At 57.7% G+C, this 15,493-nt stretch carries 13 protein-coding genes; all 13 read right to left on the bottom strand.

Annotation, left to right across the window (positions count from 1 at the left end; all coding sequences use genetic code 11):
* Positions 1-64 precede the first annotated feature (64 nt).
* The 13 genes from CS390_RS07315 to flgB all read right to left on the bottom strand — a co-directional run bounded on the left by CS390_RS07315 (position 65) and on the right by flgB (position 15,462).
* A complete protein-coding gene (locus tag CS390_RS07315) occupies positions 65-3,625 on the bottom strand; it encodes a glycosyltransferase (protein WP_099776570.1) in 3,561 nt (1,186 codons plus the stop codon).
* Between the two features lie 77 nt (positions 3,626-3,702).
* On the bottom strand, positions 3,703-5,271 hold the full coding sequence (locus CS390_RS07310; RefSeq protein ID WP_099773901.1) for a flagellar hook-associated protein 3: 1,569 nt from the start codon (positions 5,269-5,271) through the stop codon (positions 3,703-3,705).
* A 13-nt stretch (positions 5,272-5,284) separates the two neighbouring features.
* Positions 5,285-7,330 (bottom strand): flagellar hook-associated protein FlgK, encoded by a 2,046-nt coding sequence (gene flgK, locus CS390_RS07305; protein WP_099773900.1) that lies wholly within the window; start codon positions 7,328-7,330, stop codon positions 5,285-5,287.
* A 10-nt stretch (positions 7,331-7,340) separates the two neighbouring features.
* Positions 7,341-8,546, bottom strand: a complete 1,206-nt coding sequence (gene flgJ / locus CS390_RS07300) for a flagellar assembly peptidoglycan hydrolase FlgJ (protein ID WP_099773899.1) — start codon at positions 8,544-8,546, stop codon at positions 7,341-7,343.
* Positions 8,547-8,556: 10 nt separating this feature from the next.
* Positions 8,557-9,666, bottom strand: coding sequence for a flagellar basal body P-ring protein FlgI (locus CS390_RS07295; RefSeq protein ID WP_065759722.1), 1,110 nt, complete (start codon positions 9,664-9,666; stop codon positions 8,557-8,559).
* 12 nt (positions 9,667-9,678) lie between these two features.
* The gene (flgH, locus tag CS390_RS07290; protein ID WP_065759721.1) at positions 9,679-10,374 is read right to left on the bottom strand and encodes a flagellar basal body L-ring protein FlgH; all 696 of its coding nucleotides are present in this window, start codon (positions 10,372-10,374) and stop codon (positions 9,679-9,681) included.
* A 54-nt stretch (positions 10,375-10,428) separates the two neighbouring features.
* Positions 10,429-11,214, bottom strand: coding sequence for a flagellar basal-body rod protein FlgG (gene flgG, locus CS390_RS07285; protein WP_065759720.1), 786 nt, complete (start codon positions 11,212-11,214; stop codon positions 10,429-10,431).
* Between the two features lie 45 nt (positions 11,215-11,259).
* Positions 11,260-12,000, bottom strand: coding sequence for a flagellar basal body rod protein FlgF (locus tag CS390_RS07280; RefSeq protein ID WP_099773898.1), 741 nt, complete (start codon positions 11,998-12,000; stop codon positions 11,260-11,262).
* A gap of 239 nt (positions 12,001-12,239) precedes the next feature.
* A complete protein-coding gene (locus tag CS390_RS07275) occupies positions 12,240-12,437 on the bottom strand; it encodes a hypothetical protein (RefSeq protein WP_099773897.1) in 198 nt (65 codons plus the stop codon).
* A gap of 76 nt (positions 12,438-12,513) precedes the next feature.
* On the bottom strand, positions 12,514-13,827 hold the full coding sequence (gene flgE / locus CS390_RS07270) for a flagellar hook protein FlgE (RefSeq protein WP_099773896.1): 1,314 nt from the start codon (positions 13,825-13,827) through the stop codon (positions 12,514-12,516).
* Between the two features lie 30 nt (positions 13,828-13,857).
* Entirely contained in the window at positions 13,858-14,592 is a 735-nt protein-coding gene (gene flgD, locus CS390_RS07265) for a flagellar hook assembly protein FlgD (protein WP_099773895.1), read from the bottom strand.
* A gap of 15 nt (positions 14,593-14,607) precedes the next feature.
* Entirely contained in the window at positions 14,608-15,051 is a 444-nt protein-coding gene (flgC, locus tag CS390_RS07260) for a flagellar basal body rod protein FlgC (RefSeq protein WP_065759715.1), read from the bottom strand.
* Positions 15,052-15,054: 3 nt separating this feature from the next.
* Positions 15,055-15,462, bottom strand: coding sequence for a flagellar basal body rod protein FlgB (flgB, locus tag CS390_RS07255; protein WP_065759714.1), 408 nt, complete (start codon positions 15,460-15,462; stop codon positions 15,055-15,057).
* Positions 15,463-15,493 lie beyond the last annotated feature (31 nt).

Raw genomic sequence — 15,493 nt, 5'->3', positions numbered from 1 at the left:
ACCCCTACTCCTGCAGGAACTGCGCCAAGTACACTGAGAACCCCGCCAAGGCAGCCACTCTGGCTTAGTCTGCTAACCAACCCCAGACCCATTGCTGCAAATTACTATCACGCAGCACATAGTCGCGCAGCACTACCTCGCGAAGCTCATCACCCATGCGGTAGCTCGCAACTGGATCATTAAGGTGCATGCGAATAGCCTCAAGCCACTCCCTGGTAGTATTGCTGCGGATCCGTGTACATGGCAGGTAGCCGCGGTAGGCCTCAGTGTCGGTACAGATCACCGGATAGCCGCAAGCACCGTACTCCAGTAGACGCAGATTGCTCTTGCAGTCATTGAAAACATGAAACTCCAAAGGAGCTAGCGCTAAGTCGAGGTTCAGGCTGGCCAGCTTGGCAGGATAGGCCTGCAGGCCAATTACAGGATGAAACTCGTGGACGTAAGGCCTGAGTTCATCGGGGCACATGCCAAAAAATACCCACTCCACTTCATCCGCCAACTCGCGCACCACATCAACGATGATTTCTAGGTCACCACTGTGACTAGTGCCCCCTCCCCATCCCACACGCGGCTTGCTGGAAGTTCCCCGACGACTTTGTAAGCCCAGCCAGAGATGCGGAGCCAGCATATTTGGCACAACACGAATATCCCGGTGCATATCAGACAAGGCATCAGCCAACGCCTGCGTGGTCACCACAACACGGTCGCACAGGCCAATCCCCCTACGCAGATGATGCTCGATATCGGCAGGTTTGTTGCGTGCATGGGTATTTTTCTTAGGTGCACTCAGCACATAGTCGTCAATTTCGAAAATGCGTCGAGCATTGGAAAATCTTGCCATGCGCTCAATGTCACGCACCGACTCGTCGTTATGGCGCAGTTGGACGATGATGACATCCGGGGCCATCCGTGCCAGTTGCACGATGCTAGGCGCCTCATAGGCGATACGCCCCACCACCAGCCCTTTAGCTTCTAGCTCACGAAAAGGCTGCGTGACTCGATAGTGGCCTACTGCCGAGGCATTGATCGGCAATGCTAGCACCGAAGGCAGCGCCCTAGCGCACAATGGATTCCAACTACCATGCTGGCTAGGCTCCAGACTAAAGTTGGCTGTTATCAAGCCCAAGTTGGGGTTGTAGGCCGGATCACGGACGACAATAGGCAACCAGCGCTCGCAAAAAGACTGCTCTTGCTCATGGTATTGCTCCGAGATCGCCGACACCGATCGACGCAAAGCAGTGCGCAAGCGTGAGTAAGGCGTCCATACCACCAGATAACCGCTTTCCTTTGCCCTCAGGCACAGGTCAAGCTCACTAAGCCCCCAGCCAAACTGCGGCGCATTAAGCCCCCCAAGACTCTCGAACACCGTCTTGCGCACCATCAGGCATTCCCCTGACACAACACTCCAGTTCTGCACCACCTGCAAACGTTGCAAGTAGCCACGCCCCTCGCCGTCCTCCCCAGCACAGACCGGACCAGCAGCACTGCCTACCCCCAACACCATGCCTGCATGAACAATCTTGCCAAGCTCATCTAGGACCTTACCTCCGACCACCGCTACTTCCGGTCGCTGGGCGTGTATCAGCAACTCATGCAACCACTGTGTTTCAAACACCTGCAGGGCTGCTGACAACATCAATAGGTAGTCACCCCGAGCCTGGTCAGCAGCAGCGTTGATCAGTTCGGCCGTATCGCAAACAGCTGGCACCTGCAATACACGCAGCGTTGCGCCCTCCAAACCCGACATCGCCTCAACCCAACCAGCCATCACTGGATCGACATCGGCACCGGCAACAATCAGCAGCTCATATTGAGAATAGGTAGTATGCTCAAAAACACTTAGCACGCAGCGCTGTAACGCTTCAAGGTCTTCACCGCAAACCACAATAATCGAAACCAATGGCTGGGCATCATGGATATACTCAACCCGATTAAGCACAGGCAGCTCGTCATGATGAACATGATGAGCTAGACCCAAACGGTTCAAGTGCGCCCGCAGAATCCGCTCGCTCTGCTCGATTACTGTATCAAGAGACAACCATTGTGCGAAACGGAATGCAGACTCCAACTGAATCTCGGCAATGTGCTCGATTACCTGCGGGCCGCGCAACTCGACCAACCGCCAGATCAAGTCATGGGGAGCAAGCTCACCAAATGCCCCATCAAACCCACCGAGTTCCTTTACCGCATTGCGATCAAAGGCTAAAGCACGCCCAACGTAGGGGTAGCTGCGCATCAGGTCAATATTGAAATCTGGCTTGAATACAGGCTCACTAGGCTCACTATCGACCGACGCAGCCTCGTCGCTGTAAACACAAGCGAGGCCGGGCAGCACCGCTATACGTTCGGAGAGCACCAGCAATGCCGACTCACTGAGCCGATCCCCGGCGCGTAACAGATAGATCCAATCGGCCTCGGGCAACGTATCCAACAAACGATTGACCTGAGCCGGCCAATCCACCTCAAGGGCTACCTGCCTAACTGAAAGAGAAGTAGCCCTGTTTCCGGTGGATAACACTACGCACTGCTGAGCTGGATAGAGCTGTGATTCGATACTGTACAGCGTCTGGCTTAATCCCTCGGCATCTCCCTCAAGATCCAGCACCAACGGCACGATACGTGGCTGGCGCGGCCAGGCTGCAAGCGTTTGCGGCAACAAGCGCCGCTGCACAGCACTGAGTCGACGCTCTCCCAGCCACTGCTGAAATAGTTCACCGTAACTTTCACAGCCACTGCCAATTCGCCCAAGCATGCAGGTCTGCCAGTTGCTCAACAACTGCACTAGGCTCAGCTCTCGCCAGTGTCGGGGTACCTGCTGAGCTTGGTCCAGTGGAACATAACGCACCCAGCCACTAGCCGGAGCCGCCTCCCCTGCTCGCTGAGCCACCATCTGCTGCAGCCAATTCCACTCTTCCTTAAAAGCTTGGGCCACCGAAACCTGTTTACTCAAGCGCCCTGGGTGCAAACGCTCGATTGCAGACACATCACTGAGCATCACCAGGTTGCCACGCCGCATCAGACAAATGAACAATGCCTGATCCAGCAGGGCAACAAAACCTGGCTCTTCCCGTGTCAACGCCCGTAGCAACTGTAGCGCCTGTTCGCGACGCATCAGCGCTGAGGAGAAATTCCCCAAGAAGTTGATCGGACGCCCATCGAGCACTGAAAGGATATCATCACCCTTGAACAGGCTGTCGATGCTGGCGAAACGCGTATTTGCAAGGCGCATCGGCAAAACATAGTTGTCAGCATCTGCAAACATTCGCTGAGCCAGCACTAGGCTGACATCAGCATGGTCCTGCAGTACTTTCGCTTGCCGCTCGACACACAGCGGGAGCAGGCGATCATCATCACACAACACCTTGACCAATTCGCCTGAGGCTAGCTCCACAGCTTGAATCAGGTTAGCCACAAAGCCGAGCCGCTTCGGGTTGCGCACATAACGTACAGGCACGCGCCCTTGCGCAGACCGCACAATCGCCTCGATTTCATCCCCCTCGCTATCATCGCAGACCAGTACTTCCAAATATTCCTGTGTCTGCCCCAAGGCACTCTGCAAGGCCATGGCGAAAAAGCGAGGATTGAACGCGGGAATAACAATACTAACGAGATACTGTTCGTGCACCATGGAGAACCTTGAAGAAGGTTCGTGTGCCTAGGCTATCTGGGTAGACGCACGAACCGTTAACGCTAGGAAGGGCATTAAAGCTGATTGAACAGGCTCAACGACGAAATTTTGCTGAACGCGAGCTGAGAGGCCTGCAGCATGGTCTGCTGCAAGTTCAGGCGAATCAGCACTTCAGCCGGGTCTGCATCACGTATCGAGCTTTGCGTCTTGGTGTTGGCAATCTTCAGGCTTTCATTGGTTTCAGCCTGAACATCCAATGCCGCACCACGCGCACCAATATCACTGATCGCTGAGGCAATCTGGTTTGAGCCGCTGGCAATGTTGCCAATAGCCGAATCCAGCGCCGCCTGGAACTGCTGCTTGACCAATGGGTCTTGATCCACTGGCAGAGCCAATGCCTTACGCAACTGACCAATAGTATCAAGGACGTTCTGGGTCTGATGAGTATCGACTTGAATGGAGAACTGATCACCTGTTGCGGGCGCACCGGCCAGGTCAAAGGTCACCCCTGCTGCCGTGGCGGTGGTACCGCTGAGCGTACCGGTCGACACCGGCTTGCTGTTAGCGGTGAGCGGCTGAGCATACAGCTCAAAGTCGGTGGCGCTGGTGAACTTCAGAATGGCGCCGCCACCCGGAAAGGCACTGTTGTAAGCCGTTGCATCGGTGATGGAGGCATTGGTGACTTGCGCCGCAGAGCTGTTGCCTGGGCTGCGTGAGCCCGAAATAGAATCGGGCTTGGCTGCCAACGTGAAAGTGTGTCCCGCAATCGCCGCATCAGGGTTGGCGCTGTCGCCCGGCTGGAAGTTGATAGCCAGACGCATATCAACACCACGGAAGCTGATCATCTTGTTGCTGGAGGCCGGGTCGAATGTACCGCCTTGAGTGGCCTCCAACGTGACGTCGTTGTTGGACGCGTCGGTGATCTTGAACTGCGTGCTGCTGAGGAACGTGATGGTATACGGCTCACCGCTGCGGAAGCGGTCATTATAGGTGGTGCTGCCGGACACCTGACCATCGGACAACTGAACCCGGCCATCATCAACAGCAGGCGAAATCAGGTTCGTCTCGCTACGGCTGGTATTGAGCGCCTGTTCGAACACGGCATAACCACTTTCATTGGTCGCCATCGACAGCATGTCGCCCACCTGCAAGTTCAAGGTGCCCTGGTCACCTTGATAGGTGTAGGTGCCATCCGAGTTGCGCACATACGGCTGGGTATCACCACGCGAGCCGGAGAACAGGTATTTACCGTTCTCATCACGGCTGTTCATCAGCGAATAGAGCTGGTCTTCAAGCTGCCCCAACTCCTGGGCATTGGCCTTGCGATCCGCATCGGTGAAACTGGCGTTACCCGAGCTGATAGCCAGCTCATTGACCCGCTGCAAAATGGCGCTGATGCCATTGAGAACACCCTCAGAGGCGCCCAGCGAGTTACGCACGTTGGTCGTATTATCGCCGTACTGGCCCAACAGGTTGCTTTGCTGCTCCAGCTGCAACAGCCGCGCTGCGCCGACCGGGTCATCCGCTGCGGTACGTATACGCAAGTTGTCACTGGCCTGCTCACCCGACTTCACCGCATTGGCGAAGTTGCGCTGATAGGTTGAAGTGCTGCTTTCGTAATACTGGGAAGTAGAAATACGCACGGTCTACGACTCCTTAAAGGCTGTTGATCAGCGTGGTAAAGATTTCCTGGGCAGCCTTGATGATTTGCGACGAGGCCGTGTAGTACTGCTGATACTTGATCAGGTTGCTGGCCTCTTCATCGAGCTGGACACCAGAAAGCGAATCACGGCCTGCCTTGGCCGAGGTCTGCAGGGCATTCGTCGCATTGCTGTCCATTTGCGCTTGCGCGGTCTTGCCACCCACGTTTTCAACCAGCTTGCCGTAGGCATCGGTCAGGCTGATGCCCTTACCGTTAGCCCCGACTTCAACCGTGGCCTTGGTTTGCAGGTCAATCACCGCCTGGCCATTGCGGTTGTCGGCAGAGCCTGCACCGGTCAGCGACACGGTGTAGTTATCGCCCTCTTTCGGTGACCCGGCGACAGTCATTTCGAAATTGAAGGTTTTCTGAGTAACGCCATCCATGATCGGGTTGCCACTGGCATCGACCATCGGCACGCTTAATTGCAGCGTGTTGCTCTCGCCCGGAATAATGGTCCCGGAGGACAATTCGGTGCCTTTGGCATCGAACAGCTTGTAGGATTGCGGGTTGGTTGTTTCGTCGCCAAAAACCAACTTCACCGGCGTGGAATACTTCAGGCCGTTCTGCAGATCAATGCGCTGGGTCGAATCATAGATATCCAGCTTCGAGGTCAGTTCGGGCTGGGTGATAACACCGGTACCCTGATTGCCGGAGCCGCTGACCGCCGACAAGGGCGCCGCAAGGGCAATACGCTTGGGATCGGTCAACACCGTGTCGAGCTTGGCTGCTGCGTTGCGGGTCGGGGTGATCTTGAAGCTGTCACCGGCGCTGGGCGCCCCGCCATTGAGGGCAAGCTTGAAGCCATCAATCTCCTGCAGGGGGGTTGCCGTGATGTCGTAAGGCCCTTGGGCATCGCCGTCTGGCAGCTTTTTGACCGTATATTGGGTCGCACTGCTGAAGGTCACCTGGTAATCGGACGTGCTCAGCTTGCCGGTGTCGCTGATGGTCACATCCAGATTGCCAGAGCCTGCGCTGTTGCCGGCCTGGGCAATGCTGCGCTGGCTGATCAAGGCTGCACTGTTGATATCGCCAAACAATGCTGCGCCGAACTCACCGTTCTTGTCGATGCCTTGGGCCAGCTGCTGGTTGATGCTGTCGGCAACCACCAGGGCGATACGCCCCAGTTCGTTCATCGACGGATCCAGCACCTCGCTGCGGTAGCGCAGCAGGCCACCCATTTCACCGCCGGTAATGCTGGAGGTGATGTCCATGCTGGTACTGCCACGGTTGAGCTGAAGGCTCATCCGGGTAGGGTCGGTCTTGCTCGGCACGGTTTCCAGGGTATTGATGGTCTTGCCCAGCACCAGCGGCTGACCATTGGCCAGGTAAACGTCGAAGTTACCCTCACGCTCGACCACCTGAGCACCGACCAACTCGTTGAGCTGGCGCACGGCTTCGTTACGCTGGTCGAGCAGGTCGTTGGGGCTGCCTTGCACGGCCGAAACACGAGAGATCTGATCGTTGTACTGGGCAATGGTGGCTGACAGCTTGTTGACTTGGTCAGCCATCGACGCCAGGTTGCCGTTGATGTTGCTGTTCTGCTCGTTGAGCTGCGCGGAAATGGTATTGAAGCGCTTGCTCAGCGACTGGGCACTGGTCAACAGCAACTGCCGCGAGGCGTCTTCGGTCGGTTTGGCCGATGCACTCTGCAGCGCCGTGAAGAAGCTCTTCAACGCTCCGGTGATACCGGTATCAGCATCGGACAACAGGTTGTCGATCGGTGAAACCTGATTCAGGTACGCGGATGCGTCGCTGTTCAGCGAAGTGGTGGTTCTCAGCTGGTTTTCAAGGAACGCGTTGTACACCCGACGAACATCGGACAGCGTCGTGCCAGTGCCGATGAACACATTACCGCTCTGGATTGAACTCTTGGCGCTTTGTACGTTCTGCTGGCGTGAGTAGCCGGCAACGTCGGCGTTGGCAATGTTGTTACCCGTGGTAAACAGGCCCGACTGCGAGGCTCCAAGCCCCGATACGCCGATGTTGATCAAGCTCGCCATAGTTCAAACCTTATAATTTCGTGGAAGTGTCAATCGCAGCAAAGCTTTCGTACGACTTCATTTGTTTCGCGATCTGCGAGATCTTGCTGGCGTAATCAGGATCGGTTGCATAACCGGCCTTCTGCAGCTCTCGCACAAACTGTTCTGGTTTATCGGCAGACTTGATCGCTTCTTGATAGCGCGAATTGTTTTGCAACAGGCTCACCAGGTCATGGAAGCTGTCCTGGAACGAGTCATAGGAACGGAACGCAGCGGTCTCCTTGACCATCTGCCCATTGCGAAACTCGCTGGTGATCGCTCGCGCCTGACCACCCTGCCAATTACCCGTCGCCTTGATGCCAAACAGGTTGTGACTGCTGCTGCCATCCGGCTGGCGCATGATCGACTTGCCCCAACCGGTTTCCAGCGCCGCCTGCGCCACCAGGTAACGCGGGTCGATACCAATACGCGCTGCAGCTTGCTCGGCCATTGGCAGCATGGTCGCGACAAATTCATCGGACGAACCGAAGGCACGCTTGGCCGGTGCCAGAGGTGGCTGCGCCATGGCCCGACCATAAATACGCATGCTGCCTGGCGCACCGAAGGATTGTGCCGGCTCCCAGTCACCCTTGATCACCGCATCACCAACGGCACCCGAGCGATTGGCCAGCGTGTTGCCCGGCGTCGCAGCCGGTGCTGCACCCGCCGACGGCACGATCCCGGCCAGCAGGCGATCAGTGAGTTTGCTGGGCAGATTCAACCGGCGCTGATTGAGCAACGCCATGTCGTTACGCGAAGCCGTTTGCTCTGAGCGCACAGGTTCCGCCACGCGTGCGGCCCACAGTGCGCGTTGCTGCCCTTCCACATGCGGGAACGGGCTGCTGCCTGCGTGCGCCGCAGCCGTGGATTTCGTTTTCGACAGCTGACGCATCAGCACATCCTGCAGACCGATACCACCGCCCTCCCGAGACAAGCTGACCGACAGTTGCTGGTCGTACATCTGCTGGTACTGCTTGGTGGTCTCAGTGTTGAGCGGGTTGTCCTTGGCCAGCACGTCGTTGGCCGACCGCATGGACTTGAGCATCTCGTTGAGAAACAGCGACTCGAATTCCTGGGCCACCTTGCGCAGGTTGGCGTCACTGTCACGGTCGCCGACCTTCAACGAGTTAAGTCGATTGAGGTCAGTGTAGGCCCCGGTATCGGCGCCTGCGGAAACTCCACCCTTGGGCATATCCATAGCCAGCGCCTTAGATCACAATCAGGTCGGCCTGCAACGCGCCGGCCTGTTTCAGGGCTTCAAGAATCGCCATCAGGTCACTTGGGGCTGCGCCCACCTGATTGACCGCACGTACAATCTCATCCAGCGTGGTGCCCGGGCCGAACTTGAACATCGGCTTGGCTTCCTGGTCGGCGTTCACACGCGAACGCGGCACGACCGCTGTCTGGCCATTGGAAAATGGCCCTGGCTGGCTGACCACCGGGTCTTCGGTAATGGTGACCGTCAGGCTACCGTGGGTAACCGCCGCGGGCGATACCTTGACGTTCTGACCGATGACGATCGTACCCGTACGCGAGTTGATGATGACCTTGGCCACCGCCTGGCCTGGATCAATCTCCAGGTTTTCCAGAATCGACAGGTAATCGACCCGCTGGCTAGGGTCCATTGGCGCGGTCACCCGCACAGAGCCGCCGTCCAGCGCTTGTGCCACACCCGGCCCCAGCAACTCGTTGACCTTGTCGACAATGCGCTTGGCGGTGGTGAAGTCCGGACGATTGAGGTTAAGGGTCAGGCTGTTGCCCTGGTTGAAACCGCTCGGTACTGCACGTTCAACCGTAGCCCCGCCAGGAATACGACCTGCCGACGGAACGTTGACGGTAATTTTGGAACCATCACGGCCTTCGGCATCAAAACCACCGACCACAAGATTGCCCTGGGCAATGGCATAGACGTTACCGTCAATACCCTTGAGCGGGGTCATCAACAGGCTACCGCCACGCAGGCTTTTCGAGTTACCAATCGAGGAAACGGTAACGTCCACCGACTGGCCCGGCTTGGCGAACGGTGGCAGGTCGGCGTGAATCGACACCGCAGCCACGTTCTTCAACTGGACGTTACCCGACCCGGCAGGCACCTTGATGCCGAACTGCGACAGCATGTTGTTGAAGGTCTGCAGGGTGAACGGTGTCTGGGTGGTCTGGTCACCCGTACCATTGAGCCCCACCACCAGGCCATAACCAATCAACTGGTTGGTCCGCACCCCGGAAATACTGGCGATGTCCTTCAGGCGTTCGGCCTGAACAGCAAACGCCGTGGACAGCAGGATCGTCGCGGCAATCAGCCGACTGAACTTGAGCATGGTTATCCGAACCTAGAAAGGCCAAAGCGGGCTGATAAAGAAGCGGTCGAGCCACCCTGGCTGACTCGCATCGGCAAACGAACCGGTACCCGAGTAGGTGATGCGGGCGTCGGCGACGCGAGTCGAAGGCACCGTGTTGTCAGTCGCGATATCGTCGGCACGGACCATGCCGGCAATACGCACCAACTCGTCACCGGTGTTCAGCGTCATCCATTTTTCGCCGCGCACAGCGATGATGCCGTTAGGCAGTACATCAGCCACGGTCACGGTAATGGAGCCGGTCAAGCTGTTGCCCTGCCCGGCCTTGCTGTCACCCTTGGTGGTGCGGTCACCACTGTAGCCCGCCTCAAGGGACAGGTCGCCAGAACCCAATGGATTATTGGTATTGGGCACAGTCCCGAACAGGGATGTCAGGCCGATGTCGGCCTTGCTGTTCTTGGCGATCTGCGAGTTGGCGTTCTTGCTCGCCTGGGTTTTCTCATTCAGGGTGATGGTGATGATGTCACCGACCCGGAACGCCTTGCGGTCGCTATACAGGTTCTGCTCGAAACCGGCCTGGTAGATCGAGCCGTTGTTAGCCGCTGCTGGCAATGGTGTGCGCGGCAATACCGGCGCGTAGTACGGGTCGTTGGGCTTGGGCGTCGGCGCGACGCAACCGGCCAACAACACTACCCCACCCAGGGCAAGTACGGAAAACAAACGACTCATGACTCTAACCTCACGGTGTAACAGGCACTGTACCAGCGCCCCAGTGAACATCACTTACAGGTTCTGGGTAACGAACGACAGCATCTGGTCGGCAGTGGAAATGACCTTGGAGTTCATTTCATAAGCACGCTGTGTGGTGATCATGTTCACCAGCTCTTCCACGGTGCTGACGTTGGAGTTTTCCAGGGTGTTCTGCAGCGTGGTACCGAAGCCGTTCAGACCTGGGGTACCCACCTGTGGCGCGCCACTGGCAGCGGTTTCCAGGAACAGGTTGTTACCCACGGCCTGCAAGCCGGCCGGGTTGATGAAGTCGGCGGTCTGGATGTTGCCGATCACCTGTGCAGCCGGGTTGCCTGCGGTGGTGATGGAGACGGTACCGTCAATGCCGACGGTGAAGGTCTGCGCATCAGGCGGCACGACAATCGCCGGCTCAAGGGCGAAGCCATTGGCGGTGACGATCTGACCATCGGAGTTCAGGTGGAACGTACCGTCACGGGTATAGGAAACAGTGCCATCAGGCTGCAGGATCTGGAAGAAACCACGGCCATTGACCGCCATGTCCAGCGGCTGCTCGGTGGTCTGCAGGCTACCGGCATTGAAGTTCTTCTGGGTGCCGACAATACGCACACCCGTACCCAGTTGCAGACCCGACGGCAGTTCGCTGTCCTGAGTGGACTGAGCGCCCGCTTGGCGACGGGTTTGATAGAGCAGGTCCTGGAACTCGGCGCGGTCGCGCTTGAAGCCTGTGGTCGAAACGTTGGCCAGGTTGTTGGAAATGGTCGTCAGGTTCATGTCCTGAGCGGCCAGACCTGTTTTACTGACCCAAAGAGCCGGAAGCATGCTGTTCTCCTGAAGCGCCTGTTTTACGGCGCTACGCCTGTGTAATTAGCCGATTTGCAAAACACGCGCCATGGCTTCATCGCCTTCCTTGGCCGTGGTCATCATTTTGACGTGCAGTTCGAATTGACGGGACAGTGCCAACACCGAGGTCATTTCCTCGACCGCATTGACGTTACTGGCCTCAAGGAAACCCGACACCAGTTGAACCGAGCCATCGGCATCGGCGGGCTGACCACTCTTGGTGTGGATCATGCCGTCCAGGCCCTTGGTCATGTTCTTCAGGTCAGGGTTGACCAGCTTGATCCGGTCGACCTCAGCCATGACTCGCGGCCCCTCGCCCATGGCGCGGATACTGACGGTACCGTCCTGGCCGATCTCGACCTTTTGCTCGGGCGGCACGGCAATCGGCCCGCCATTGCCCATGATCGGCATGCCATTACCGGCCCGCAGTACGCCCAGCGCATCGATGTTCATGCTGGCGGTGCGCACGTAGGCTTCGCTGCCATCCGGCGCCTGCACCGCAATCCAGCCGTTGCCGCCGACGGCAACATCCAGGTCACGCCCGGTTTCCTGCAAGGCACCCGGCGTGAAATCCGTCGCCGGACGCTCGCTCATGGCATAGGCTCGCGCCGGAAAGCTGTCGCCGAACACCGGCATCGAACGCGCCTGCTCCAGGTCACGCTGAAAACCGCTGGTGGAAATGTTGGCCAGGTTGTTGGCATGGGCCTTCTGCGCCAGCGCGTTCTGGCTGGCGCCGGTCATGGCCACGTAAAGCATCTTGTCCACAGTCATCCTCCGCTGCGCTGGCGAACATTTGCCGTTCACCGCTGCTCTGCGCTGCTAGAAGCAATTATCGAACCAAGTCCCCGCAGACTATCAAAAGTGCTGCATTTACGGGGCCTTTCCCCACCTCATGGCCAGCAGAAAGAAAACAGAAGACAAATTCTCGGCGGCATTCTGCCGGCAGCGGCAAAACCTCGCCTCATTGCCTGACGGCAACAGGAGAATCCAGGCAGCGTCCCGGATCAGTTATCGCGACAGGCACCGTTGTTGTAGGGCCCGGAAAACAGCCGCCAGCCCTCACCGGGCGAGACCTGCGCGCACACCAGTCGGCCAGTAGCCTGGCTTTCCCACCAGTACCAGGCCGCCATACCGGCCCAGGACTGCGCTGCAAGCAGCAGCCCCCCCAGCAAAACGCCCACCCCCACCCATCGTTTCAACATCGTTCAGCACCTCAAAAACGACAAACCCCTTCCATGAGAAAGGGGCCTGGCTTTGCATCACTGCCTCATGCGCCCATCAGGTCATTTGAATGATGGTCTGCATGATGGTGCTTTGAGTCGAGATGGTCTTGGCGTTGGCCTGGTAGTTACTCTGCGCCTTGATCAACTCGACCAACTCCTGGGTCAGGTTGACGTTGGAGGCCTCCAGCGCGTTGGAGGTGATGGCCCCCAGGGTACCGGTCTTCGGCGCATCAATACCCGGGATACCCGACGAGAAGGTTTCTTTCCAACGCGTGCCACCCATCTGCTCCAGACCCTGCTCGTTGGCGAAACTGGCGATTGCCACCTGACCAATTGCACGGGACTGCTGGTTGCTGAAGCTGGCGAACATGACACCCGTCGAGTCGATGCTCAGGCTGGACAGGATACCGGTTGCATAACCATCCTGAGATTGCGACAGACGGGTTGTCTCGGTGTTGTACGAAGTGGTCGAGGTCATGTCGAGGCGAATACCCGTCGCATTCCCCTCGGAACCGTTCGACACCCAGGCACCCGAGGCGTCCTTGGCAGCCGGCACCCAGCCCTTGAGAACAAAGACGTTGTTGGTCACTTCAAAGCTGGTGTCTGGCGTCGGGTAACTTTCACTACCCGTCATGGCCTTGACACTGCCATCAGGATTGAACGTGATAGTGCCCGAGAGCGGATCTGTAGAGGTCGGATCTTGCGGGTTACGCCCATCGATCAAGGTGTATGCAGACCACGAGTTCTGCCCCGTCTTCACGTAGTACTGATCCATGACATGCTCATTACCCTGGCTGTCGTAGATCTTGGTGGCAAAGGTCTTGGTGTAGGTGCTGGTATCAGCCGGATCGAACGTAGCCGTAATGTCGTCCGCCGAGGAGTTCAGGTTGATACCCTGATCAATCAGGCTAGTGGACTTGGGCGCCAGGGCCGAAGTGTCGATTTTCAGGTCAGTCAGTACACCATTGACAATCTTGCCATTGGCATCAGCGGCATAACCCTGCAAACGAATGCCATCGGACGTTACGACATAGTTGTCCTTGTTGGTCTGGAAGGCGCCGGCACGGGTGTAGCTCAGCGAGCCGTTATCGCTCAGTACGAAGAAGCCCTGCCCCTGAATACCCATGTCCAGCACGTTGCCGGTATTGTTGATGTCGCCTTGACCGAACTGCTGAGATACCGCCGCCAGGCGCACACCATTACCCACGGTCTTGCTACCCACGCCCAGCTTGCTTGCCGAGTACACGTCAGAAAACTCTGCGCGCGAGGATTTGAAGCCAGTGGTCGCAACGTTGGCGATGTTGTTGCCCGTTACGTCCAGTTGTTTGTTGGCTGCATAGAGACCGCTAAGGCCGATATTGAATGACATCTTTCACTCCTTGTGCCGTGTACGCCGGCTCTATATACCGATAGTTTGGACTTTGGACAGCGCAATGGTGCCCAGGCCTGCCAGGTTGAGCATCATCTCGCCGCCAGTCTGGCTCAAGGTGACACTGCTGACCGTGGCCGGCAGGTAAGTCGTAAGGGCGGTAGCGGTACCGTCGATCTTGCTGCTGGCAGCAAAGGTGTAGGTACCCGGATCAACCACGTCACCCGCATCATTCTTGCCATCCCAGACGAAGTCGGCCTTGCCCGCCGACTGCTCGCCCAACTCGATGGTCTTGATGGTCTTGCCGTCTTTGTCGGTGATCTTGATCGACAGGTTGCTGACCGACTGCGGGACACTGACGCTACCAGTGAAGCTCTTGGTGGTATCGACCACCGACTTGTCGGTCTGGACGATAACCGAGCGCCCCACCAGCGAAGAGGCCTGCAACGCCTGAGACGATTTGAAGGTGCCGGAGATCGCCGTCACCGACTCGTTCAGCGAGGTAATACCCTCAAGGCTGGAGAACTGCGCCAACTGCGCAACAAACTCGCTGTTGCCCTGCGGCTCAAGCGGATTCTGGTGCTGCATCTGCGTCACCAGCAACTGCAGGAACGCATCCTTGCCGAGCGCCTGGCCAGAGCCAGTCTTGCTGCTGGTAGCCGCAGTAATACCGCTACTGCTGCTGGTGCTCGTCGAGCTGGTACCGGAGGCTTTCAGAACGTCGTTCAGATTCACGCCGGTGGTCGTATCGTTAATGCTGGCCATTGATTTAGTCCTTTATCACTGACCCAGGGTCAGGACCTTCTGCATCATGGTTTTGGCAGTGTTCATCAGCTCAGCGTTGGTCTGGAACGAACGGCTGGCGGAAATCATGTCAGCCATTTCCTCGACCACATTGACGTTCGGGTAGTAGACGTAGCCGTCCTTGTTTGCCGCAGGATGATTCGGCTCGTAGCGCGCCTCCAGATTGCTCTGGTCTTCAACCACACCCAACACCTGCACGCCCTGACCTGCAGCATCCTGATCCTGGAACAGCGACTGCCCGACACCGCTCTGCGCCTGCTGGAACGTGGTGGCAAACACCGGATGGCGTGCGCGATAGGTCTGGTCGATGCTCGACGAGACGGTCTCGGCGTTGGCAATGTTACTGGCGACGGTGTTGAGCCGAGTGGTCTGGGCACTCATGCCGCTACCGGCGATATTGAATACACTGGCAAGGGACATGGATTACTCTCCGCGCAGGGCCGATACCAGCCCCTTGAATTTACTGTTGAGCAGCGTGAAGCTGGCCTGGAAACCCACCGCGTTCTCGGCGTAACTGGATTGTTCCAGTTGCGCATCAACGGTGTTCTGGTCAACCGACGGCTGCATTGGGGTGCGGTACTTCAGCGCCTCTTCACCCATGCTCAAACCTTCAGCATCGATATGGCGACTGTTGGTCCGCTCCAACGAAAAGGTGCCGTTTTTAGCCTTGTCGGCCTGCGCCGCCAACACCTCGGAGAAGTCCAGATCACGCGCCTTGTAGTTTGGGGTATCGGCGTTGGTGATGTTGTTGGCCAGCACTTCGGCACGCTGAGCGCGAAAGCCCAATGCCTTTTCGTGAATGCCGAGCGCTTTATCGAAACTGATGCTCATGTCGGGGAAACCTTCAAAGGTTGACCGGATT

This window comes from Pseudomonas sp. HLS-6, from assembly GCF_002753995.1.
Classification (GTDB): domain Bacteria; phylum Pseudomonadota; class Gammaproteobacteria; order Pseudomonadales; family Pseudomonadaceae; genus Aquipseudomonas; species Aquipseudomonas defluvii.
This window is presented reverse-complemented; position numbering and strand designations above follow the sequence as displayed.

Coding starts and splice junctions, on each gene's coding strand:
- flgK (WP_099773900.1), bottom strand. CDS start 7,330: ATGGCGAGCTTGATCAACATCGGCGTATCGGGGCTTGGAGCCTCGCAG.
- flgJ (WP_099773899.1), bottom strand. CDS start 8,546: ATGGATATGCCCAAGGGTGGAGTTTCCGCAGGCGCCGATACCGGGGCC.
- CS390_RS07295 (WP_065759722.1), bottom strand. CDS start 9,666: ATGCTCAAGTTCAGTCGGCTGATTGCCGCGACGATCCTGCTGTCCACG.
- flgH (WP_065759721.1), bottom strand. CDS start 10,374: ATGAGTCGTTTGTTTTCCGTACTTGCCCTGGGTGGGGTAGTGTTGTTG.
- flgG (WP_065759720.1), bottom strand. CDS start 11,214: ATGCTTCCGGCTCTTTGGGTCAGTAAAACAGGTCTGGCCGCTCAGGAC.
- CS390_RS07275 (WP_099773897.1), bottom strand. CDS start 12,437: ATGTTGAAACGATGGGTGGGGGTGGGCGTTTTGCTGGGGGGGCTGCTG.
- flgE (WP_099773896.1), bottom strand. CDS start 13,827: ATGTCATTCAATATCGGCCTTAGCGGTCTCTATGCAGCCAACAAACAA.
- flgD (WP_099773895.1), bottom strand. CDS start 14,592: ATGGCCAGCATTAACGATACGACCACCGGCGTGAATCTGAACGACGTT.
- flgC (WP_065759715.1), bottom strand. CDS start 15,051: ATGTCCCTTGCCAGTGTATTCAATATCGCCGGTAGCGGCATGAGTGCC.
- flgB (WP_065759714.1), bottom strand. CDS start 15,462: ATGAGCATCAGTTTCGATAAAGCGCTCGGCATTCACGAAAAGGCATTG.